At 74.4% G+C, this 21,625-nt stretch carries 19 protein-coding genes; 3 read left to right on the forward strand and 16 right to left on the reverse strand.

What is annotated here, in order from left to right; genetic code table 11:
- Positions 1-90: 90 nt before the first annotated feature.
- The 9 genes from FHX31_RS19190 to FHX31_RS19230 form a co-directional block, all read right to left on the reverse strand.
- Positions 91-903, reverse strand: coding sequence for a shikimate dehydrogenase (locus tag FHX31_RS19190; RefSeq protein ID WP_184976938.1), 813 nt, complete (start codon positions 901-903; stop codon positions 91-93).
- Complete coding sequence (gene mltG / locus FHX31_RS19195; protein WP_013285495.1) at positions 903-2,102, reverse strand: endolytic transglycosylase MltG; 1,200 nt, start codon at positions 2,100-2,102, stop codon at positions 903-905. The genes FHX31_RS19190 and mltG overlap by 1 nt, the downstream gene beginning before the upstream one ends.
- Positions 2,099-2,560 (reverse strand): Holliday junction resolvase RuvX, encoded by a 462-nt coding sequence (gene ruvX / locus FHX31_RS19200; protein ID WP_013474890.1) that lies wholly within the window; start codon positions 2,558-2,560, stop codon positions 2,099-2,101. The genes mltG and ruvX overlap by 4 nt, the downstream gene beginning before the upstream one ends.
- Positions 2,561-2,744: 184 nt before the next feature.
- Positions 2,745-5,426, reverse strand: a complete 2,682-nt coding sequence (gene alaS, locus FHX31_RS19205; RefSeq protein WP_013474888.1) for an alanine--tRNA ligase — start codon at positions 5,424-5,426, stop codon at positions 2,745-2,747.
- On the reverse strand, positions 5,423-5,728 hold the full coding sequence (locus FHX31_RS19210; RefSeq protein ID WP_013285491.1) for a hypothetical protein: 306 nt from the start codon (positions 5,726-5,728) through the stop codon (positions 5,423-5,425). Before FHX31_RS19210 ends, alaS begins: the two co-directional genes overlap by 4 nt.
- 32 nt (positions 5,729-5,760) lie before the next feature.
- Positions 5,761-6,222: a DUF948 domain-containing protein gene (locus FHX31_RS19215; RefSeq protein WP_013285490.1), complete on the reverse strand. Its 462-nt coding sequence runs from the start codon at positions 6,220-6,222 to the stop codon at positions 5,761-5,763.
- 146 nt (positions 6,223-6,368) lie between these two features.
- On the reverse strand, positions 6,369-6,986 hold the full coding sequence (locus FHX31_RS19220) for a hypothetical protein (protein WP_013285489.1): 618 nt from the start codon (positions 6,984-6,986) through the stop codon (positions 6,369-6,371).
- 2,912 nt (positions 6,987-9,898) lie between these two features.
- Positions 9,899-11,389 carry a replication-associated recombination protein A gene (locus FHX31_RS19225; RefSeq protein ID WP_184976939.1) on the reverse strand — a complete coding sequence of 497 codons (1,491 nt, stop codon included), beginning with the start codon at positions 11,387-11,389 and terminating at the stop codon, positions 9,899-9,901.
- Positions 11,390-11,463: 74 nt separating this feature from the next.
- Complete coding sequence (locus FHX31_RS19230; RefSeq protein WP_013285485.1) at positions 11,464-11,676, reverse strand: hypothetical protein; 213 nt, start codon at positions 11,674-11,676, stop codon at positions 11,464-11,466.
- A 132-nt stretch (positions 11,677-11,808) separates the two neighbouring features.
- On the opposite strand from FHX31_RS19230, the gene FHX31_RS19235 reads away from it, so the two are divergent.
- A complete protein-coding gene (locus FHX31_RS19235; protein ID WP_184976940.1) occupies positions 11,809-12,549 on the forward strand; it encodes a GNAT family N-acetyltransferase in 741 nt (246 codons plus the stop codon).
- Positions 12,550-12,636: 87 nt separating this feature from the next.
- Here FHX31_RS19235 and FHX31_RS19240 read toward each other — a convergent pair whose 3' ends face one another.
- The 4 genes from FHX31_RS19240 to aspS form a co-directional block, all read right to left on the reverse strand.
- A complete protein-coding gene (locus FHX31_RS19240; protein ID WP_091328949.1) occupies positions 12,637-13,986 on the reverse strand; it encodes an MFS transporter in 1,350 nt (449 codons plus the stop codon).
- A complete protein-coding gene (locus FHX31_RS19245; RefSeq protein ID WP_184976941.1) occupies positions 13,983-14,606 on the reverse strand; it encodes an ArsR/SmtB family transcription factor in 624 nt (207 codons plus the stop codon). Before FHX31_RS19245 ends, FHX31_RS19240 begins: the two co-directional genes overlap by 4 nt.
- A gap of 61 nt (positions 14,607-14,667) precedes the next feature.
- Entirely contained in the window at positions 14,668-15,477 is an 810-nt protein-coding gene (locus FHX31_RS19250) for a sugar nucleotide-binding protein (protein WP_184976942.1), read from the reverse strand.
- A gap of 64 nt (positions 15,478-15,541) precedes the next feature.
- Positions 15,542-17,347, reverse strand: a complete 1,806-nt coding sequence (gene aspS / locus FHX31_RS19255) for an aspartate--tRNA ligase (RefSeq protein ID WP_114920002.1) — start codon at positions 17,345-17,347, stop codon at positions 15,542-15,544.
- A 149-nt stretch (positions 17,348-17,496) separates the two neighbouring features.
- Here aspS and FHX31_RS19260 point away from each other — a divergent pair, with 149 nt between their 5' ends.
- Positions 17,497-18,195: a DUF998 domain-containing protein gene (locus FHX31_RS19260; RefSeq protein ID WP_049794876.1), complete on the forward strand. Its 699-nt coding sequence runs from the start codon at positions 17,497-17,499 to the stop codon at positions 18,193-18,195.
- A gap of 59 nt (positions 18,196-18,254) precedes the next feature.
- On the opposite strand, the gene FHX31_RS19265 is transcribed toward FHX31_RS19260, so the two are convergent.
- On the reverse strand, positions 18,255-19,304 hold the full coding sequence (locus tag FHX31_RS19265) for a S1 family peptidase (protein ID WP_013285478.1): 1,050 nt from the start codon (positions 19,302-19,304) through the stop codon (positions 18,255-18,257).
- Positions 19,305-19,506: 202 nt separating this feature from the next.
- Positions 19,507-19,983, reverse strand: a complete 477-nt coding sequence (locus FHX31_RS19270; RefSeq protein ID WP_071095749.1) for a winged helix-turn-helix transcriptional regulator — start codon at positions 19,981-19,983, stop codon at positions 19,507-19,509.
- A gap of 56 nt (positions 19,984-20,039) precedes the next feature.
- Between FHX31_RS19270 and FHX31_RS19275 the strand changes: the two genes are divergently transcribed.
- The gene (locus tag FHX31_RS19275) at positions 20,040-20,540 is read left to right on the forward strand and encodes a PaaI family thioesterase (RefSeq protein ID WP_013285476.1); all 501 of its coding nucleotides are present in this window, start codon (positions 20,040-20,042) and stop codon (positions 20,538-20,540) included.
- 113 nt (positions 20,541-20,653) lie between these two features.
- Here the strand turns inward: FHX31_RS19275 and FHX31_RS19280 are convergent, their stop codons facing one another.
- On the reverse strand, positions 20,654-21,595 hold the full coding sequence (locus FHX31_RS19280) for an acyl-ACP desaturase (protein ID WP_013474878.1): 942 nt from the start codon (positions 21,593-21,595) through the stop codon (positions 20,654-20,656).
- Positions 21,596-21,625: the final 30 nt, after the last annotated feature.

The raw sequence follows: 21,625 nt of genomic DNA on the forward strand, positions 1-21,625 counted from the left end.
GCCACCTCCGTACGCTGGTCCGCCGCCGGACGGGTGAGGTGTTAACAGGGGACCCTTCCTCTACCGGAGGCGTTAAGAAGGGGCCCTTCCTTACACCGGCAGCGCGGCGCGCATCGCGGCGCGTGGGGCGGTGACGCCGGTGAAGTGCTCGAACTGGCCGAACGCCTGGGCCAGCAGCAGGTCCAGCCCGGAGACCACCCGGCATCCGGCGGCGAGCGCCGCCGCCGCGAGCGGCGTGGGCCACGGGTCGTAGACCACGTCGAAGAAGACCGACTCCGGCCGCCAGTCGAAGTTGTCAGCCAGGGGGTCGGCGACGCCCTTGGGCACTGTGGAGATCACCAGGTCGGCGCGGGCGTGGGAGGGTGCGCCGTCCCACTCGGCGCCTGCGAGCGGCACCCCGGCCGCCGCCGCGACCGGGCGCAGCTCGTCGACCGCCTCCGGGCGGCGGGCCACCACAGTCACCTCGGCCGCCCCGATCCGAGCCGCCGCCGCGATGGCCGCCCGGGCGGTGCCACCCGCACCGAGCACGGTGACCACCGCCCCGGCCGTGCAGCCGGCGCCGGTGAGCACCTCGACCATGCCGGTGACGTCGGTGTTGTCCGCGTACCATGTGCCGTCTTGTCGGCGTACCAGCGTGTTGGCGGCGCCGACCGCGGCGGCGACCGGCGAGACCTCGTCGGCCAGGGCGAGTGCCGCTTCCTTGCCCGGCATGGTCACGGACAGGCCGGCCCACTCCGGGCCGAGGCCCGCGACCAGGCCGGGCAGCTCGTCGGCGCCGGCTTCGATCCGGGTGTACGACCAGCCGGTCAGTCCGGCCGCCGCGTACCCGGCGGCGTGGATCACCGGGGAGATCGAGTGGGCGATCGGCTTGCCGACCACCGCAGCGCGGCGAGGATCGGCCATCAGATGATCCCGGCCTCCCTGGCCTTCTGCTCGTTGCGCTTCTGCTCGGCGTAGGTCTCGGCGAACGCGGACCGGCCGTCCCTGCTGATCGCCACGAAGTAGAGCCACTTGCCGTCCGGCGGGCTCAGCGCGCCTTCCAGCGCCTCCTTGCCGGGGTTGTTGATCGGCGAGGGGACCAACCCGCGCAGCTTGCGGTTGTACGGGTTCTTCGGGTTGTCCAGCTCGGCGGCGGTCATGTCCTTGGACGCCTTGGTCTTCTGCCCGGTCAGCTCCAGGTAGTAGTTGACCGTGACGTCCATCTCCAGGCAGTTGCAGGGGAACTCGCCGTAGACCCGGTTGTAGGCCACCCGGGCGACCTTGCCCAGGTCGGCCTTGTTGCCGGCCTCGGCCTGCGCGAGCGAGGCGACGATCAGCGCCTCGTACGGGGTGATGCCCCCGCGATCTTTCTGCACCTTCTCCGCGTACTGCATGCCGGAGGTGACGGTGAGGAAGTTGTCCACCATCAGCTTGAGCACCGTCTCGGCGGTGGCCTTCGGTGGGATCTCGTAGGTGTCCGGGAACAGGAAGCCCTCGATCGACGGGTTGACCTTCTTGCCGTCGGAACGCTTGAACCACCAGTCCGGTACGCCGAGCGCCTCCGGATCCTTCGCCGCGGCCTCGAAGTCCTTGACCGGGATGTCGGTCTTCTCGGAGAGCCGCTTGTAGACCGTCTTGGCGGTGAGGCCCTCGGGAATGGTGATCCCGTTGACGATCTTGTTCTTGAGGTCCAGCAGGGCCACGACCGCCGCGTCACCGCTCATCTGCTTGCGCATCTTGTACGTGCCGGGCTGGATGTTCTTGCTGCGCGAGTTCTCCTCGGCGGCCTCGATGAACGCCTTGGTGCTCTTCACCACGTCGGCCGCGACGAGCGCGTCGGCCATGTCGGCGATCAGCGCGCCCTGCTTGATCTCGACGGTCACCTCGCCGGTGCCGGAGCCGTCGTAGTCGGGTGTGACGAAGTAGTTCTGGACCCGGTCGAAGCCGTAGAACGCGCCGCCGCCGATGCCGCCCAGCAGGACCAGCGCGAGAGCGAGTGCGAGAAGGGTCTTGCCCCGGCCGCCGCCGGACTTGCCCTGGCGACGGCGCACCGCGCCGCGCCGGTGCCGGCCCTTCTCCCCCCTGTCCGGCTCGTCGAACCCCAGATCAAGATCGTCGATCATTGCGTCCGCCTCCGCTGTGCGTCCAGCCAGCTCTGCAGAATCTCCACCGCGGCGGCCTGGTCGACCACCGCTCGTTGGCGCTTTCCCCGGACGCCCCGTTCGGCCAGCCTACGACTCGCGACGACGGTAGACATCCTCTCGTCCGTCAGCGTCACCGGAATCGGCCTCATTACATCAGCCAATCGGCTGGCATATGCTGATACGTTCAGCGCCGCGGGGCCGTGCTTCCCGGCGAGATTGACCGGCAGCCCGACCACGATCCCCACCGCCTCGTGCTCGGCGGCGAGCCGGACCAGCTCGGCCATGTCGGCGGGCACCGCGTCCGGTTCCGCGGTCAGATCACGGGCCAGCGTCACCAGGGGCGTGGCGAGGATGCCGTGCGGATCACAGCGCGCCACCCCCACCCGGACCTGGCCGACGTCGACACCCAGCCGGACGCCACGGGACAGCTCACTCACGGGCGGACACCTCCCCGCCGGTACGGGCCAGGGCGGACCGGGTGGTCCGCCCTGGCGTACATCCGTGCACTCATGCCGTGCCGGCCGGGCATGCCCTCACGGCCCTCGCTCCGCTCGGTGCGTTCGCTCATGCCGTGCCGGCTGGGCATGCGCTCACGGCCCTCGCTCCGCTCGGTGCGTTCGCTCATGCCGTGCCGGCGACCGCCCGCTCGACGGTGACCAGCAGGTTCGGCGCCTCCGTCGCGGGCAGGCCGCCGCCCTGGGCCAGGTCGTCGCTACCGCCGCCCCGGCCGGAGAACGCCGCCTTGACCAGGTCCTTCGCGCTCAGGTTCCGCCCCCGGGCGGCCTGGTTGACGGCCACCACGAGCGACGCCTTGCCGTTGGCCCGGGCGGCCACCGCGACCACAGCCGGGCGGGCCGCGTCGATCCGGCCCCGGATCTCCTGAGCGAGGGTCCGCACGTCGTTCGCCGCCGCGCCCTCCGGCGCCTCGGTGCCGACGTACGCGACGCCGCGCACGTCCTTCGCCTGCGCCGCCAGGGCGCCGGCCCCGCCGAGCACGAGCTGGGCGCGCAGCTTCTCCAGCTCCTTCTCCGCGTCGCGCAGCTGGGTGACCGTCTGCTCCACCCGGTCGGCGACCTGCTCCCCCGGCACCCGGAACAGCTCGGCCAGCCGGGACACCAGCAGGTGCTCACGGGCCAGGAAGCCGAACGCGTCCATGCCGACGAGCGCCTCGATCCGGCGTACCCCGGAACCCACCGACGCCTCGGAGAGGATCTTCACCAGGCCGAGCTGGGCGGAGCGGGCCACGTGCGTGCCGCCGCACAGCTCGCGGGCGTAGTCACCGACCTCGACGACCCGGACCCGCTCGCCGTACTTCTCGCCGAACAGGGCCATCGCCCCGATCCGCCGGGCCTCCTCCTGGCTGGTGACGAACGCGTGCACCTCCAGGTCGGCCAGCAGCACCTCGTTGACCTGCTGCTCGACGTCGTGCAGCACGCTCGGCGCCACACCCGTCGGGGTGTTGAAGTCGAACCGCAGCCGGCCCGGCGCGTTCAGCGAACCCGCCTGGGTCGCCGACTCACCGAGGAAGTTGCGCATCGTCTGGTGCACCAGGTGCGTGGCAGTGTGCGAGCGGGAGATCGCCCGGCGGCGGGACACGTCGATCTCGGCGTACCCGGTCTCCCCGGAACGCACCTCGCCGCGCACCACCTTGGCCCGGTGCACGATCAGGCCGGGCACCGGCTGCTGCACGTCGAAGACCTCGACCTGGCCGCCGCCCACAGTGATGAGCCCCTGGTCGGGCTGCTGGCCACCACCCTCGGCGTAGAACGGGGTGGTGTCGAGCACCAGCTCGATCGTGTCACCCTCGACCGCCGCCGAGACCGCGGCGCCGCCGGACAGCAGCGCGCGTACCCGGGACTCCCGGCTCAGCTCGGTGTAGCCGGTGAACTCCACCGGACCGCCGCCGTCGAGCACCGACCGGTACGCCGACACGTCGGTGTGCCCGGTCTTGCGCGCCTGCGCGTCGGCCTTGGCCCGGCTGCGCTGGTCGGCCATCAGCCGGCGGAAGCCCTCCGCGTCGACCTGCAACCCCTGCTCGGCGGCGATCTCCAGGGTCAGGTCGATCGGGAAGCCGTACGTGTCGTGCAGCTGGAACGCCTTGTCACCGGAGAGCGCCGCCTTGCCGGCCGACTTGGTCTCGGCGATGGCGGTGTCCAGGATCGTGGTGCCGGCGCGCAGCGTGGCCAGGAACGCGTCCTCCTCGGCGTACGCGTACTGGGAGATCCGGCCGAAGTCCTCGGCCAGCTCCGGGTACGACGGCGCCATGCAGTCGCGGGCCACCGGCAGCAGCTCCGGCAGCGCCCGGTCCTGGTAGCCCAGCAGCCGCACCGCCCGGATCGCCCGGCGCATGATCCGCCGCAGCACGTAGCCCCGGCCCTCGTTCGACGGGGTCACCCCGTCGCCGATGAGCATCAGCGAGGTACGCACGTGGTCGGCGATCACCCGCAGCCGTACGTCGTCCGGGTGCGACTCGTTGGCCGCGTGACCGGAGTGCACGCCGTAGCGCTTGCCGGTCAGCTCGGCGGCCCTGTCGAGGATCGGCTTGACCTCGTCGATCTCGTAGAGGTTGTCCACGCCCTGCAGCAGCGAGGCCATCCGCTCCAGGCCCATGCCGGTGTCGATGTTCTTCGCCGGCAGGTCACCGAGGATCGGGAAGTCCTCCTTGCCGACGCCCGGACCGCGCTCGAACTGCATGAAGACGAGGTTCCAGAACTCCAGGTAGCGGTCCTCGTCGACCTCCGGGCCGCCCTCGCGGCCGTAGGCCGGGCCGCGGTCGTAGTACAGCTCGGAGCACGGGCCGCACGGGCCGGGGATGCCCATCGACCAGAAGTTGTCGGCCTTGCCGCGGCGCACGATCCGCTCGGCCGGCACGCCGGTGGCCCGCCAGATGTCGTACGCCTCGTCGTCGTCCAGGTAGACGGTGGCCCAGATCCGCTCCGGGTCCAGCCCGAAGCCGCCCGCCTCGACCGGCTTCGTGGCCAGGTCCCAGGCGAGCGGGATCGCCCCGGACTTGAAGTAGTCACCGAAGGAGAAGTTGCCGTTCATCTGGAAGAACGTGCCGTGCCGGCTGGTCTTGCCGACCTCGTCGATGTCCGGCGTCCGGATGCACTTCTGCACGCTCGTCGCCCGCGCGTACGGCGGGGTCTGCTGGCCCAGGAAGTAGGGCACGAACTGCACCATGCCCGCGTTGATGAACAGCAGGTTCGGGTCGCTGATGGCGGGCAGCGGAGCGGACGGAACCACGGTGTGCCCGTTCGCCTCGAAGTGGGCGAGGAACCGCCGCTTGATCTCCGCCGTCTTCATCGCTGGTGGTCCTCCGGGAAAATCTCTCGGTCACCGATACGCGGGTCCTCCCGCAGCTCGGCGAACTGGTCGTCGTACACCTCGCCGCGGGCGAAGGCCTCGTGGATCTCCTGCTCACGCTCGGCCATGCCGACCCGGACGTCGTCCACGAACGCCCGGAGCGACTCGACCAGACCACCGGCGGACTCGGACAGCCCGCTGGCGATGCCGGCCGGGGTGTACGCCTGCGCCGTCCGGGTGGCCTTGCGCACCACCAGGACGCCCACGGCCAGCCCGATGCCCAGCCAGAACAACCGCCTCATGTTCTCATCCTTCCCGCGTACGCCGGCCGGGGTCAGCGGTTGCCGCGCTTGGCGGCGCGACGCTGCTGCTTGATCGTGTCGCGCACCTCGCGCTCGGTCTCGGCGTGCCGGCGGGCGGAGGCGGCCCGGCGCACGCCGTACCCGAACGCGGCCACCTTGACCAGCGGGTTCGCGGCGGCGGCGGAGACCACGGTGGCCAGGTTCGCCACGTTCGCGGTGACGTTCTGCGCGTGGCTGGTCATGGTGTCCACCTTGGCGAGCTGGAGGTTCACCCCGTCCAGCGAGGTCTGCACCTGCTCCAGCGCCACGTTGACGTTCTTCACAGTGGTGTTCACGTCGCCCAGCAGCGGCGCGGTGCGCTCGTTCACGTCGGTGATCATGCGGGTCGTCGCGTCCACGGTGTGCCGCAGCCGCAGGATCGGCACCGCCAGCACGAGCACCAGCATCAGGAACGCGCCGGCCGCGATCAGCGCAGCGATCTCTCCACCACTCACGCGAAAGTCCTCCTCAAGCAGTGTCCCGGAACCCGACGCCCCGGAACGCGCGACCGTACCTACCCACTTCGCGCCACGCCGACCCGGTCACCGGGCACGGACGGGCGTGCCAGCCCCAGACCCTACCGTCCGTGATGAAAGTCGGCTCACGACGGTGAGGGGGTCGCCTCGCCCAGCGGGTCGTCGGTCAGGGTCGGGTACGGATCCTCACCGGTGAGTGACGGATCGGTGGTCGGCGTCGGTCCGGTGCGCTCGTCGTCGATCGCGTTGCGCACCTTCACCGACACCAACGAGCCGGTGCACTCCGCCGCTGCGGGCGCGGGCGGCGCGGTCGGCGCGGGCGCCCCGTCCACCGGCGGGGGCGTGCAGGTGCGGTCGCGCACCCACAGGTCGAGCGTGAGTTCGTCCCGGCGCCAGCAGGTGTAGCTACCAGGGACCTTCTCGTCCGGGCAACGGTCGACCTTCCAGCGCCGCCAACCGTCCCCGGCCAGCGCCTCCTCGTAGACCGCGACGGTCTCCTTCCACCCCTGCTCCGACTCGACGGAGCGTTCACGCAGGCGGCAGTCCTGGAGGCACCAGCGGCTGCCGCTGACGTTGTCGACCGTGTTGCTCTGTGCCCAGGCGGGCACGGCGAGCGCGTCGAGGGTGTCGAAGACCGGGTCGCGGCTGAGCGTACGCATCCCGAAGTAGAGCGGCACCGCACCGAGCAGCACGAGGCTGACCAGGGCGAGGATGCCCAGCCGCAGCCGGCTGCGTTCGCGCATCTGCCGGCGCAGCTCCGACCGGGCGCCGCGTAGACCACCGGCCTCCGCGCCGCTGTCGTCCGGTCCGGGACCGCCGGGCCGCGGCGCGCCGCCCGCAGCGGGCCGTGGTCCCGCGGGCTCCCCCGGGGGTACGACCACAGCCGCCCGGGCCGCCGCCGGTGTCGCCGCGTTGCCCGGTCCGGTCCGGTCCGGCTCCGCTCCGCGTGGCGTCGCCCGTCCGGTGGTCCGCTCGTCCGGCGCGACCGGGCGGGCCACGCCGGCTGCCGCGCGGGCGGTCACCGGGGCACCGGGCGGCACCGGGCCGTCGCCTGCCGGCCCTCTGGCACCTGGGGCCACCGGCGGACGAGGCCCGGCACCGGGCCGGGTGTCGTCGGGGCGTGCCACCCCGCGTCCGTCGCCACCGGGTCCAGCCGGACCGGCTCCGGGACGGCCGACACCGGCCGGAATCCCCCCCGTGCGATCGACGTCACCACGCGGACCGGGACCGGCCGGACCCGCGGGGGCACCACCGGGACGGCCACCGCCAGCCGGAATCCCGCCCGTGCGCTCGACGTCGCCGCGCGGGCCGGGAGTGGGCGCGACACCGGGGCGGGCCGCGCCGCGGGCCGGGCCGGGCCTACCGGGCGACGGGTCGGACGGCTGAGGCCGGGCCGGGGGCACGACCGGGCCGGGCTGGTCGGGGCGGACCGCCGGTTCGGTGCGCGCCGGCACATCGGGGCCGGGCTGTCCGGGCCGCCGGGACGGCGTACCCGGCTCGGGACGCACCGGCGGGACGGCGACGCCGGCCCGGCCGGCGGGCGCTTCGGAACGGCCGGACGGCTGGTCGGCCGGAGGGCCGGCCGGGCGGCGGGTGACCGGCATGGCGGGGTCGGTGTGTGGCGTGCGACCCGCCTGCCGCAGCCAGTCGGCGGGCCGGTCGGGCCGTTGCGGCCGCGGCTCACCGGCGTCGTCACGGGCGGCCCGGCGACCGGGTGTCTCGGCGCCGACGCCGGTACCGCCCGGCTCGTCGGGCGCGGTCCGGCGGCCGTCGGGCGCGGCACCGCGGCCGGCGGGCGCGCCGCGGCGGCCGGCGGGCGGGGTCGGGCCGGTCGCCGGGCTGCCGGAGACGGGCGCGCCCGGCAGGTCCGGCGCGTTTCCGCTGCGCGGTACGACCGGGGAGCGGTCCGGGGCGGCCCGCCGGCCGGTGCCCGGAGTGGGCACGGCTGCGGTTCCGCCGCCAGGGGCGGGCACGTGGTGGCCGCCGGTGGGCTCGTCGTGCCGGGCGCGTCGCCCGCCACCGGAGACCGGGGCGGCGTCCGGAACGGCTCGTCCGGCCGGCCCGCCGGGTACGACGCCTTCCGGCGCGGCGCGACGGCCCGCACCGGAGACCGGCCGGGTACCGGGCGGAACGTCGTCGGCACGGGCCCGGCGGCCTGCACCGGAGACCGGCCGGGTACCGGGCGGAACGTCGTCGGCACGGGCCCGGCGGCCCGCCCCCGAGACCGGCTGGGTGCCGGGCGCCACGTCATCGGGGCGCGCTCGGCGTCCCCCCTGAACGGGCTGGACGGCGTCGGTGTCCTCGGCGCGCGCCCGGCGGGCACCACCGGAGACCGGCTGGATGCCGGCGGTGTCGTCCGGCCGGGCCCGGCGGCCGCCGGACGGCGGCGGGATCGTCGGATCGGCCTGGTGCGGGACCTCGGGCCCGGCTCCGTGCCGGCCGCGGGGCGTCGGCGGTACGCGGCTGTCGCCGTCGGCGGGCGGGCGGCCCGGGGCGGCGGGTGCCCGGCCGGGCGGCGGCGCAGCGGGCGGGACGCGGGTGCCGGCGACGGGCGGCTGCTGGCCGGTGGGTCCGTCCACGCGGCGGCGGTACGGCGCGTCGGCCGGACGGGGCGCCTCGGGCACGCCGGGCCACGGACCGTCGACGGGGCGGCGCGGGGCGCCGGCTTCGGGGCCGCCCGGCCAGGGGCCGTCACCGGGCCGGCGCGGGGCACCGGTCTCGGGACCGCCGGGGCGCACCGGCGGCGCGGCCGGACCGGGCGTGTCGGGGCGGCGCATGACCGGCGGACGCGGACCGGGCCGGCCACCACCGGGCGGCGTCTCCGGGCCGGGACGGCCACCGCCGGAGGGCGCGTCCACGACCGGTGGGCGGGCCCCCGGCGGCGTGTCCGCGGCCGGACGACCGGGGGCCGGGGGCATGTCCACGCCGGGCCGGCCGGACGGCGGGGCGGTGTCCACGCCGGACCGTCCCGGCGGCGGAGGCGTGTCCATGCCCGGTCGACCGGGGGCCGGGGGCAGGTCGGTACCGGGTCGTCCGGTGACCGGTCCCCCGGGACGGCCGGCGGCCGGGGGCGCAGCCGGGCCCGGACGGCCGGCGGCCGGGGGCGCAGCCGGACCCGGACGGCCGGTCACGGGCGGCAGCGTCGGGTCGGTTCGGCCGACCGGAGCGGGCCCGCCCGGATGGGGCCGGCCGGGCGTGTGCGGCGCGGCGGGCGGCGGAACGGCCCGGCCGGGAGTCTGGGGCGCGCCGGCCGGCGGAGTACCGGGCCGGCCGGCGGGCGAGGGTGGCGGAACCGGCTGACCGGTCGAGGGCGGCGGGGAGCCCGGTGCCGGGGGCCGCGGAGCCTGTCGGCCGCCGGGTGGCATGCCGGGGCCCGGCCCCGGTGCGGCGGCCGGGCGGGGTGGCCGGGGCGGCTCGCCGTCCGGCCAGGACGGATCGGCGTCGGGCCGCGGCGCGGGCACGCCCCCGTCCGGTCCGAGTTCGCCGCCCTGCTGCTTGGCGGTGCGCAGGTCGTCGATCCAGCCGAGTTCCTCGCCGACGACAGTCGGGTCCAGCTCGGGCTCGGCCCGGCCGCGTCCCCACCGGCGGCCCTTGCCGCGCGGGTCGCGCCGCTCGTCGGGGCCGTCCGCCGGCCGCTCCGGACCACGCGCCATCACTACTGACCCCCCTCGGCGGCGTCGCTGCCGCCCTCACTCGCCCCGCTGGACTGCTCGCCGCCCCCCACCCGGGCCCCGTTCGCGGCGGCCGGGGCGCCGGCCTCCGCCCGGGTCGCCGGAGCCGGCAGCCCGCGCACGATCCGGCGCAGCAGCGGCAGCCGGGTGGCCACCGCCCGCTCCGCGCCGTGCCCGCTGGGCTGGTAGTAGTCGGTTCCGACGAGGTCGTCCGGAGCGTACTGCTGGGTGACCACCCCCCGGTGGTCGTCGTGCGGGTAGCGGTAGCCGGCGCCGTGGCCGAGGCCCCGCGCGCCGGAGTAGTGGGCGTCGCGCAGCCCGCGCGGCACCGCGCCGCCACGACCCGCGCGTACGTCGGCGACGGCGGCGCCGATCGCTGTCGTGGCCGAGTTCGACTTCGGCGCGGTGGCCAGGTGGATGACCGCCTGGGCCAGGTTGAGCTGTGCCTCCGGCAGGCCCACGTACTCGACCGCGTGGGCGGCGGCGGTGGCAATGGTCAGCGCGGTGGGATCGGCCATGCCGACGTCCTCACTCGCGAAGATCACCAGCCGGCGGGCGATGAACCGGGCGTCCTCCCCGGCCACCACCATCCGGGCCAGCCAGTGCAGTGCCGCGTCCACGTCCGAGCCGCGCATGCTCTTGATGAACGCGCTCGTCACGTCGTAGTGGGCGTCGCCGTCGCGGTCGTATCGCACCGCCGCCACGTCGACCGCCTGTTCGGCCACTGCGAGGTCGATCCGGCCGGTGCCGAGCGCGGTCGCGGTGGCAGCCGCCGCCTCCAGCGCGGTGAGCGCCTTGCGCACGTCGCCCCCGGCGAGCCGGACCAGGTGGTCCTCCGCCTCCTCGGCCAGGACCAGCGCGCCGCCGAGCCCGCGTTCGTCGGCCACCGCGCGGCGCAGCAGGCCGCGTACGTCGTCGTCGTCGAGGGCCTGGAGGGTGAGCAGCACGCAGCGCGACAGCAGGGGCGAGATGACCGAGAAGTACGGGTTCTCGGTGGTCGCCGCGAGCAGCGTGACAGTGCGGTCCTCGACCGCGGCGAGAAGCGAATCCTGCTGGGTCTTGCTGAACCGGTGCACCTCGTCGATGAACAGCACCGTCGGCGGGCCGCCGGACCGGCGCTGCCGGCGGGCGGTCTCGATCACGGCGCGGACGTCCTTGACGCCCGCGGTGAGCGCGGACATCGCCACGAACCGCCGGTCGGTGGCCCGGGCCACGAGGTGCGCGATGGTGGTCTTGCCGCTGCCCGGCGGCCCCCAGAGGATCACCGACATCGGCGCCGCGCCCTCGACCAGCTGGCGCAGCGGCGCCCCCGGCGCGAGCAGGTGCTCCTGCCCGACCAGCTCGTCGATGCCGGCCGGCCGCATCCGCACCGGCAGGGGCGAGTCCGCCCGGGTGTCGGTGAAGCCGTCGGCGCCGCCCGCGCCCGCGGGTGCGCCGGCCGGCTCGCCGAGGGTGAAGAGGGCGTCCGATTCCATCACGAAGACAGTACCGGGCCGGGCCGACGACGCCGGAATCGCGCCGCCGCCCCGACCCGGGTGGTCTTTTCCGGTCAGCCGCGACCGGGCCGCCGGCCCCGGTACCACCGGCCGCCACCGCCGCCGCGCGGGCCGGAGCCGACCCCGGCGAGGTAGAGCGAGAGCAGCAGGAAGCCGATGAGCATGAGCGTCGTGGTGCTGAACAGATCGGGCGCGCCGAGGTCGGTGTTCATGAAGTCGAGCAGCAGCGCGAAGCCGAACACGATGGCCGCGAGAATGGCGAGCATGTCGTTCCTCCGGTGGGGGTTCCCAGCAGGTCGGCGACGGATGTACCCAATCGGTCTGTTCGTCAATCTCCACCGTGGAACAGGCGGTGCCTCGGCCCTCGGTACCAGCGGGGATGGTCGTACGCTGGCGGAATGATCACGGTCGACGAGTCGCTGACCGAACGGGAGGGGCTGCTCGCCGCGGCCGGCCACCACCCGTACGCCCGGCACGCGCTCCGGCGCGGCGTGGCCGTACGGGGATGGCGGCACGACGGCGCGGTCGGATGGCTGCTGCCACCGGGTGGCTGGTCGGCCGGCGGGGCGGTCGGCGCCCCCGGCCCGGCGCTCGACGTGTTCGCCGCCCAGCGGGCGGACGGGACGCTGCGGGCCGGCCAGTCGGTCAACCTGTCCCACGCCGATCCGGACGAGGTGGCCGCGCGGCTGCCGGTGGCCCGGCTGACCGAGTGGGACCTCCTCTGGGCCACCGGCCCGCCGCCGCACCGGCCGGAGCAGGAGCGGGTGGTACGCCTCACCGAGGCCGACCACCCCGCCCTGGCCGCGCTGATCGAGGAGGCGTTCCCGGCCACCACGTCGCGGCCGGGCGAGCCGGGCATCGTCGACTGGTACGGCATCCGCGACGGTGACCGCCTGCTCGCCTGCGGCGCCGACCGCAGCCGCGGCGACATCGGCTTCCTGGCCGGGCTGACTGTCGCACCGGGGCATCGCGGCCGAGGGCTGGGTGCGGCGCTGACCGCCGGGATGACGTGTGCCCTGTTCGGCAGGTACGACGCCGTGGCGCTGGGCGTCTACCCGGACAACGTCGGCGCGATCCGGCTGTACCGCCGGCTCGGCTTCACCGCCGCCGAACGCCGCACCTCCGTCAAGCTCGCCTGACCCGCGACGCCCCGACGGCGTGGGTGGAACGCCATGGGTGTCGAACGACGTCCGAGACACCCATGGCGTTCCACCCGGCCGGTCGGCTCAGTCGCGGCCGGCGGGAGCGGTCGCGGCCACCGCGGGGGCCGCGTCGAGGGGCGGGCCGGCGTGGCCGGGGCCGCCTACCGTCGACTCCGGTTCGACGGTGACGTCCTGCGTGTTGCGGCGGGCGGCGCGCCAGGCCGGCAGGTAGAGCGGCGCGGCCACGGCGAGCATCACCGCGCCGACGACCATGGCGATGCTGACGCTCGTGGCGTCGGCCAGCGCGGTCAGCGTCACCGCGCCGAGCGCGCCGGCCGGCTGGGCGGCCATCGAGTTCAGCGAGAGCACGCTGGTCCGGTACGGGCCGTCGACCTGCCGGTGCAGCAGTCCCATGTGCAGCGGGTTCGACGCGCCGTGCACGGCGTAGCAGGCCAGGTACGCGATGAGCACGCCGACCGGGCCGGCCAGCAGACCCATGCCGACCACAGTCACGCCCTGCAGGATGCGCATCAGCGCGGCGGCCGGGGCGGCGCCGAGGCGGCGCAGCAGGAACGGGGTGAGCGCGGCACCGGCGGCGTTCGCGAGCCAGGCCGCCGTGCCGGCGGGGCCGAGCAGCGCCGCCGCGCGGTCCGGGTCACCGAGCACGTCGGCGAGGCGTACCGGGAGCAGCGACTCGAAGGTGACCATGCCGAAGCCCCAGAACAGCTCGACGGCGACCAGGGCCGCCAGCACCCGGTTGCGGCGCAGCAGCCCGACGGCCTGCCCGACCATCCGGGGCGCGTCGACCACCGAGGCGCGCAGCGCGGCCGGGCCGGACGCGGGCCGCCGCTCCGCCATCAGCGCCAGCAGCGCCACGATGGAGACGGCCTGGAGCACGGCGGCGACGATCACCGGCAGGGCCAGCGCGCTGACCGGGCCGAACGGGCCGAGCGCGACCAGGCCGCCGCTGAGCAGCGCGCCCGCGCCGATCGCGACACCGATCACGGTGCCGGCCCAGCCGAGGCCGCGCTCGTATTCGGCCTTCGGGTCGACGGCGAGCGTGGCGTCGACGTACCAGGATTCCATCGGGCCGCTGTCGAGCGCCCGGTAGACGCCCTGCAACGCCCAGACCAGGAAGAACATCCAGAACGAGTCGGCGACCGCCATCAGCGCCAGCGAGCCGAGGCCGAGCACCCAGGCGACGACCAGCACCGGCTTGCGGCCGAGCGCGTCGGCGAAGCCGCCGGTGGGCAGCTCCAGCGCCAGCACGACGAGGCCCTGCGCGGTGGCGACCAGGCCGATCTGCGACAGCGTGAGCCCGCGTTCCTGCATCAGCAGGATCATCACCGGCATGAGCAGGCCGCTGGGCAGCCAGCGCAGGCCGTACAGCGTGAGGTAGCGGAACCGGATCTGGCGTACGGACAGCGCGGTCACGGCTTCTCCTCGGTGGACGGCGGGGCGGGCCGCGGGAACGCCGCGTCCATCGGGAGGGCGGCGAGGTAGAGCTGGACCGTCTCGGCGTCGGGATCGTCGGGGTCGGTCTCGTCGCGGTGCCGCTCGAAGAGCGCGAAGACCTCCTCCTTGATCGCTTCGAGCCGGGAGACCGGGATCCGCATGAAGAAGTCGCCCATGCCGAACGCGTCGCGCCAGGCCGGTCCCCACTGGTGCCGCTGGGAGAACCAGCGTTCGGCGTGCCCGGCGAAGAAGCGGACGTAGTCGGCCTCGAGCCACTCGATCGCGGCCCGCGAGTCGGGGTCGTCGTCGAAGTCGCTCGACTCCCAGTTGGTGACGTCGTGCGCGGCCCGCCAGTAGCGCTGCCGGCCGGTGCCGAGGTTGGGGTCCTCGACCACGAGACCGACCTCGGCGAGCTGGCGCAGGTGGTAGCTGGTCGCGCCGCTGTTGGTGCCGAGCATCTCGGCCAGGGCGGTGGCGGTGGACGGGCCTGCCACGCGCAGCGCCCCGATCAGCCGCATGCGCAGCGGCTGGGCCAGCGCGCGAACCTGACGGTGGTCGATGCGTACGGCGCGTTCCTCGGGCCGCTTCTTCTCCTCCATGAGATGCACAATATCTGTGCACACTTTCCGTGCACAAGATGCTTGCAAAGAATCTGTGTAACTAGCCGTACAGCTCGGTGATCCCGCGCAGCCGGGTCCGCAGCAGCCCCGCGGCACGGCTGGAGTCCAGCACCACCTCGCCCGGGCGGTGCAGTCCGGCGGCGGCGATCGTGGTCGTCCGCAGCCCGTCCGCGTCCACCCCGTCGTGCCGGGCCACCAGCAGGCCCAGCTCAGCGCGGCTCACCGCGTCCGGCCCGGCCACGTTCAGCAGCCCCGCGTAGCCGCCCGGCACCAGCTCCAGCACCGCGGCGGCGAGGTCGGCGACGTGCACCGGGCAGCGCAGCTCGTCGGTGAACAACGTGGCCCGGCCGGCCAGCGCGTCCCGGCAGAGCTGGATCTGCTTGCTGCCCTCCCCCACGATCAGCGACGTCCGCACCAGCACCGCGCCCGGATCCACCGCCCGCACCGCCGTCTCCGCCGCCGCCTTCGCCGCCCCGTACGGGTGCAGCGGCGTGGGCACGTCCTCGTCCGCGTACGGCTTCGGGCGCCCGGCGTGCAGCGCGTCGCTGGACAGGTGCACCAGCCGGGCGTCCACCTCGGCGGCGGCGACCGCGATGTGGGCCGCCCCGTCCGCCGTGACCGCCCAGTCGTCGTACCGGTAGGGGGTGGCGACGACCGCGTCGGGGCGTACCCGGGTCAGCAGCTCGCGCACGGCGGCGCGGTCGGTCACGTCGAGCCGGTGCGGCGCGACGCCGGGCACCGCCACGGCGGTGGAGTGGTACGTGCCGGCCACCCGGTGCCCGGCGGCGACCGCCTGCCGGCACACCTCGGCGCCGAGGAAGCCGCTGGCTCCCACCACGAGCAGACGCATCAGTCCCCCTGAAGATCGAAAAGGCCCGCGTCATCATGACGCGGGCCCTTCGACGAGGCGAGGATCAGGTGGGGTCGGCCACCGGGGCGGCCGGGCCGGCGGTGCCGGCGTGCGGGCCGGCCGGCGCCTTCGGCTTGGCGTCGATGCCGGCCTCGGCGCGCTGCTGCCCGGTGATCGGGGTGGGCGCGCCGGTCAGCGGGTCGAAGCCGCCCCGGGTCTTCGGGAACGCGATGACCTCGCGGATCGAGTCCGCGCCGGCCAGCAGCATGCAGACCCGGTCCCAGCCGAACGCGATGCCGCCGTGCGGCGGGGCGCCGTACTTGAACGCCTCCAGCAGGAAGCCGAACTTGTCCTGCGCCTCGTCGGCGGTGATGCCGAGCAGGTCGAACACCCGCTGCTGCACGTCGCCGCGGTGGATACGGATCGAGCCGCCGCCGATCTCGTTGCCGTTGCAGACGATGTCGTACGCGTATGCCAGCGCCCGGTCCGGTGCCTCCTCGAACCGGTCCACCCACTCGGCGTTCGGCGAGGTGAACGGGTGGTGCACGGCGGTCCAGCCGCCCTCGTCAGTGCGCTCGAACATCGGCGCGTCCACGACCCAGCAGAACGCCCAGGCGCTCTCGTCGATCAGGTTCGCCCGCTTGGCGATCTCGATCCGGGCCGCGCCGAGCAGCTCCTGCGCCTCGCGGGTGTTCGTGCTCGCGGCGAAGAAGACCGCGTCGCCGGGCTTCGCGCCGACCGCGTCGGCCAGGCCGGACAGGTGCGCCTCGGACAGGTTCTTCGCCACCGGGCCGCGCGCCTCGCCGGTCTCGGCGTCCAGCACCACGTACGCCAGGCCGCGCGCGCCGCGCGCCTTGGCCCAGTCCTGCCAGCCGTCCAGTTCCTTGCGGGTCTGCGAGGCGCCGCCGGGCATGACCACCGCGCCGACGTAGCCGCCCGCGTCGATCGCGCCGGCGAACACCCGGAACTCGGTGCCGCGCAGGTAGCCGGTCAGCTCGGTCAGCTCCACGCCGTAGCGCAGGTCCGGCTTGTCCGAGCCGTAGCGGGACATGGCGTCGTGCCAGGTGATGCGCGGGATCGGCCGGGCGATCTCGTAGCCGGCGAGGTCCTTCCACAGCGCCGAGACGATCGCCTCGCCGAGGTCGATCACGTCGTCCTCGGTGACGAACGACATCTCGATGTCGAGCTGGGTGAACTCCGGCTGCCGGTCGGCGCGGAAGTCCTCGTCGCGGTAGCAGCGGGCGATCTGGTAGTACCGCTCCATGCCGCCGACCATCAGCAGCTGCTTGAACAGCTGCGGCGACTGCGGCAGCGCGTACCAGCTGCCCGGCTGCAGCCGCACCGGCACCAGGAAGTCGCGGGCGCCCTCCGGGGTGGAGCGGGTCAGCGTCGGCGTCTCGATCTCCAGGAAGTCCCGCTCGTGCAGCACGCCGCGGGCGATCTGGTTGGCCCGCGAGCGCAGCCGCATGGCCTTGGCCGGGCCGCCCCGGCGCAGGTCCAGGTAGCGGTACTTGAGCCGGATGTCGTCGCCGGCCTCGATCTGGTCGTCCACCGGCAGCGGCAGCGGCGCGGCCTCGGAGAGCACCTCCAGCTCGGACGCGGTCACCTCGACCTCGCCGGTGGGCAGGTCCGGGTTCTCGTTGCCCTCCGGGCGGCGGGTCACCTCACCGGTGACCTTGACGCAGAACTCGTTGCGCAGCGCGTGCGCGTCCTCCTCGCGGAACACCACCTGCACGACGCCGGAGGCGTCGCGCAGGTCGACGAAGATGACACCGCCGTGGTCGCGCCGGCGGGCCACCCACCCGGCGAGCGTCACCGTCGAGCCGGCGTCCGCGGCGCGCAGGCTTCCGGCATTGTGGGTACGGATCACGGCTGGCGTCTCCTCAATCTGGTCCACTCACTGCTCCCCCGCATTCTGTCAGGGCGGGCGGGCCCGCTCCCGGGCACCCGTCGAGCCGGTCCGCCCCGACGGTGGCGAAAGCGCCGTGCGGGCCGGGTCCGGCGGTCTACCGTGGCCGGGTGCGTGCCGTACCGAGCTGGGCCGTGGTCACCGCGGCCGCCGCGCCCGCGCTGCTGGTGGCGGGCTGGACGGTGGCGGGCGCCCGCCAGGGGCCGGGGTACGACCCGGTGCGGGACACGATCAGCGAGCTGGCCGGTGAGGGCGCCACCGATCCGTGGCTGATGGGCGGCGCGCTGGTGCTGCTCGGCTGCTGCTACTGCGCCACCGCCGCCGCGCTGCACGCCGCCGGGCTGCCCAGCCGCTTCCTGCTGGCGGTCGGCGGGGTGTCCACCGTCGCGCTCATCGCGTTCCCCCGGCCGCAGGTGGGTGGCTCACCGGCACACGGGGTGGTGGCCACCGTGGCGGTGCTCGCGCTGGCGCTCTGGCCGGCCGGGTCGGCGCTGCGGCTGCCCCGCAGGGTGCCGCGCGAGGTGGCCGCCTCCCCGGCGGGCCGGCCGCCGTGGGCGTTCCGACGGCCGGTGGCGCTGGCCGTGACGGCCGTGCTGCTGGCGTTGTTCGGCTGGTCGGTGGCGGAGGTGACGGGCGGCTCCCGGACCGGGCTGGCCGAGCGGGTGGCGGCGCTCGCGGTGACGCTCTGGCCGCTGGCGGCGGTGCTGTCGGCGCGGCGGGCCCACCGGCACTGGACGGTCCGGCCCTCGGACCCGCCCCGCCCGGACGGCCCGCCCGTCGGTCCGGGCCGCCTCGGGGCAGGCACGTGAGACGGGTACGCGGAACGGGCCGCCGGTCACCCGGCGGCCCGTTCACAGCGGTGCGTGGATCAGAAGACGCTCACGCCGTAGCGGCTGAGGGCCTCGGTGACCGGCTGGAAGTAGGTGGTGCCACCGGTGCGGCAGTTGCCGCTACCACCGGAGGTGAGGCCGAGCGCGACGGTGCCGGCGAACAGCGAGCCGCCGCTGTCGCCCGGCTCGGCGCAGACGTTGGTGCGGATGAGGCCGGAGACGCTGCCCTCGGCGTAGTTCACGGTCGCGTTGAGGGCGGTGACGCTGCCGCTGCGCAGGCCGGTGGTGCTGCCGGAACGGCGGACGGACTGGCCGACGTACGCGTTGCCGGCCGAGGTGATGTCCTGGAAGCTGCCGTTGTAGAGCGACACGTTGCCGGCCGCGTTGGCCGAGTTGTTGTGCCGGACGATGCCGTAGTCGTTGCCCGGGAAGCTGGTGCCGGTCCGGGTGCCGAGCAGGCTGGTCTGCGCGGAGTTGCTGTACCAGCTCGACGAGATGTTGGTGCAGTGACCCGCGGTGAGGAAGTAGTAGGTCGAGCCGCTGCGGACGTTGAACCCGAGCGAGCAACGGCCCCCGCCGCCGGCGTAGATGGCCTGGCCGCCGGAGATCCGGGTGCTGAGCGTGCCGGCCTCGGCCTCGATGCGGATCGCGCCGTTGTGACGGGCGGCGGCGGCCTTGACCCGCTCCAGCTTGGCGCCGGTGACGGTGCTGTCGACGGAGACGACGACCTGGTTCGTGGCCGGGTCGGTCCACCAGGCGGTGCCGGGGATCTTGGCGGAGCGCTCCAGCTCGCTGGTGGCGGCGTTGAGCTTGTCCGCGCCGCGGGCCACGATCTTCGGGATGGCACCGGCGGCGCGCACCTGGCGGGCGGTCGCGGTGTCGGTCACCGTCACGACCATCTTGCCGCTGGCGTCGGCGTACGTGCCGGCCGCGCGGGCACCGAGCTTCTCGACGAGGGTGGCGGCGGCGTCCGGCGAGAGGGCCGTGGGGGCGGCCTGCGCGGGTGCGCCGAGCAGCGAGCCGGTGACCAGGGTGCCGGCGACGGCGACTGCGGCGGCGCGGCGGAGCGTGGACCTCGTGGGTCGCATGTAACAACCTCCGAATGGGGGTGAACGGGCGCTGTCATGGGGGCGCGCCCGAGGACAACCCGGGCGACCTGGGGAAACCGCCCGGGTGCCCAAAGTATTCACATATTTAAGATCGTAAGCAAGCCATGACTTTGCCCGGATTCGCACCCGCGCCCGATGTAACGCCGGAGCAACAACATCGACATCATCTGTCAGAGCCGGTTCAGGGCGTACGGCGACGGGCGCCCGGACCCGGACGGGGCAGCACGTCCCGCGCCTCGGTGATCTCGTGCCCCTCGCCGCAGCGCAAGGCGACCCGGACCTCGGCGCCGCAGTCACGGTGCGCCACGCTCAGCGGCGAGCCCTCCGGGTCGGCCAGGTAGCGGTCACCCCATCCGAGCACCGCGACGAGCACCGGCCACAGGTCCAGCCCCATCTCGGTGAGCCGGTACTCGTGGCGCGGCCGACTGCCCGGCTCGCGGTACGGCTCCCGGCGCAGCACACCGCGCTCGACGAGCATGGCGAGCCGGTTCGTCAGCACCTGGCGCGGAATGCCGGTCCGCACCCGCATGTCGTCGAACCGGCGTACGCCGTTGAAGACCTCGCGGAGCACGACGAGGGTCCACCGCTCGCCGAGGATCTCCATGGCGCGTGCGATGGTGCAGTTCTCCACCGACCAGTCCAGTGCCGCGGGTCTCATGCCGACCAGGCTAGGTCTGATTGACAGACTCAGCAACGCGCTGCGAGGCTGAGTCCATGACGCAGACGCAGGAGCGCACCCGCACGTTCACCTGGTCCGACCCGGCGGCCGGCGCCGCGCACCTGGGCCGGCGCAGCGGCCTGGAGCTGATGCAGGCGATGATCGCCGGCGAGCTGGACGCGCCGCCGATCATGCACCTCGTCGACATGTCCCGGATGGAGGCCGAGGAGGGGCGCGTCGCGGTCGAGCTGCTGCCGCAGGAGTTCCACTACAACCCGCTCGGCACCGTGCACGGCGGCGTCATCTCCACGCTGCTGGACACCGCCGCGGCGTGCGCCGTGCACACCACGCTGCCGGCCGGCGTCGGCTACACGTCGCTGGACCTCAACGTGAAGTTCCTGCGCCCGGTAACCGTCGACACCGGCACGCTGCGCTGCGAGGGCACGGTGCTCCAGCGAGGCCGCCGTACCGCCCTGGCCGAGGCCCGCCTGACGGACCCGGCCGGCCGCCTGGTAGCCCACGCCACCTCGACCTGCCTCATCTTCCCCCTCCCCTGACCGCCCCGCTCGTTCTCGGCGATCTTGCAGTTGCGGCCCCCGCTGCGCCGGTTTCGCGGCAAATGCGGGGGCCGTAAGTGCAAGATCGCGCGGGAGAGGAGGGAGAGGAGGGGTCAGGCCTGGGTCGTCGCGGATACGCGGGCGGCTCGGGCGGCTCGGCGGTCCTCGAAGCGGGACGCCTGGGTCTCAAGGGTCTCCAGGTGGGCGGCGATCTGGTCACGGGCGGCCTCGCCGTCGGCGTTCAGGCCGGTCACGTCGAACAGGTTCCACTGGCGCAGCACCGGCATCACCACCTCGTCGCGGTGCTGGCGCAGGTCGTAGATCCCGGCCAGCGCGATCGCCACCGACTTGCGGGCGAAGCCGTCGATGCCGACACCCGGCATCTGGAAGTTGGCGAGCACGTCGGCGACGGCGCGCATCGCCTGCGACGGCGCCAGCTCGAACGCCGCGCCGAGCAGGTTGCGGTAGAAGACCATGTGCAGGTTCTCGTCCGCGGCCACCCGGGCCAGCAGCGCCTCGCACATCGGGTCGCCGGTGGCCCGGCCGGTGTTGCGGTGCGAGATGCGGGTCGCCAGCTCCTGGAACGACACGTACGCCAGCGAGTGCAGCATCTCCTGGTCGTGGACGTTCTGGTAGCCCGCCGACATGTGCACCATGCGGGCCCGCTCCAGCGCCACCGGGTCCACCGCCCGGGTCACCGTGAGGTAGTCGCGGATCGCCGTGCCGTGCCGCCCCTCCTCGGCGGTCCACCGGTGCACCCAGGTGCCCCACGCGCCGTCGCGCCCGAACAGGGTGGCGATCTCGTGGTGGTACGACGGCAGGTTGTCCTCGGTGAGCAGGTTGACGATCAGCGCGGTACGCGCCACCTCGGGCAGCGTCGAGTCCTCCGGCGACCAGGCCTCGCCGCCCAGCGGACCGTCGAAGGTGCGGCCCTCGCTCCACGGCACGTACTCGTGCGGGAACCACTCCTTGGCCAGCGACAGGTGGCGGTCGAGGTTCTTCTCGACCACCGGCTCGAGTTCGGTGAGCAGAGCGGTCTGGCTGAGCACGGTCACGACGTTCTCCCTACGGTGGCGTAACTTACG

The sequence above is a fragment of the Micromonospora sp. CNZ286 genome (assembly GCF_014207755.1).

Excerpts from the sequence above, each read along its gene's own strand:
- FHX31_RS19210 (WP_013285491.1), bottom strand. The coding sequence starts at position 5,728 with ATGAGGCGGTTGTTCTGGCTGGGCATCGGGCTGGCCGTGGGCGTCCTG.
- FHX31_RS19250 (WP_184976942.1), bottom strand. The coding sequence starts at position 15,477 with ATGCGTCTGCTCGTGGTGGGAGCCAGCGGCTTCCTCGGCGCCGAGGTG.
- FHX31_RS19235 (WP_184976940.1), top strand. The coding sequence starts at position 11,809 with ATGATCACGGTCGACGAGTCGCTGACCGAACGGGAGGGGCTGCTCGCC.
- alaS (WP_013474888.1), bottom strand. The coding sequence starts at position 5,426 with ATGAAGACGGCGGAGATCAAGCGGCGGTTCCTCGCCCACTTCGAGGCG.
- FHX31_RS19190 (WP_184976938.1), bottom strand. The coding sequence starts at position 903 with ATGGCCGATCCTCGCCGCGCTGCGGTGGTCGGCAAGCCGATCGCCCAC.
- FHX31_RS19270 (WP_071095749.1), bottom strand. The coding sequence starts at position 19,983 with ATGAGACCCGCGGCACTGGACTGGTCGGTGGAGAACTGCACCATCGCA.
- FHX31_RS19230 (WP_013285485.1), bottom strand. The coding sequence starts at position 11,676 with ATGCTCGCCATTCTCGCGGCCATCGTGTTCGGCTTCGCGCTGCTGCTC.
- FHX31_RS19245 (WP_184976941.1), bottom strand. The coding sequence starts at position 14,606 with ATGGAGGAGAAGAAGCGGCCCGAGGAACGCGCCGTACGCATCGACCAC.
- mltG (WP_013285495.1), bottom strand. The coding sequence starts at position 2,102 with ATGATCGACGATCTTGATCTGGGGTTCGACGAGCCGGACAGGGGGGAG.
- FHX31_RS19265 (WP_013285478.1), bottom strand. The coding sequence starts at position 19,304 with ATGCGACCCACGAGGTCCACGCTCCGCCGCGCCGCCGCAGTCGCCGTC.
- FHX31_RS19225 (WP_184976939.1), bottom strand. The coding sequence starts at position 11,389 with ATGGAATCGGACGCCCTCTTCACCCTCGGCGAGCCGGCCGGCGCACCC.
- FHX31_RS19220 (WP_013285489.1), bottom strand. The coding sequence starts at position 6,986 with ATGCGCGAACGCAGCCGGCTGCGGCTGGGCATCCTCGCCCTGGTCAGC.
- FHX31_RS19275 (WP_013285476.1), top strand. The coding sequence starts at position 20,040 with ATGACGCAGACGCAGGAGCGCACCCGCACGTTCACCTGGTCCGACCCG.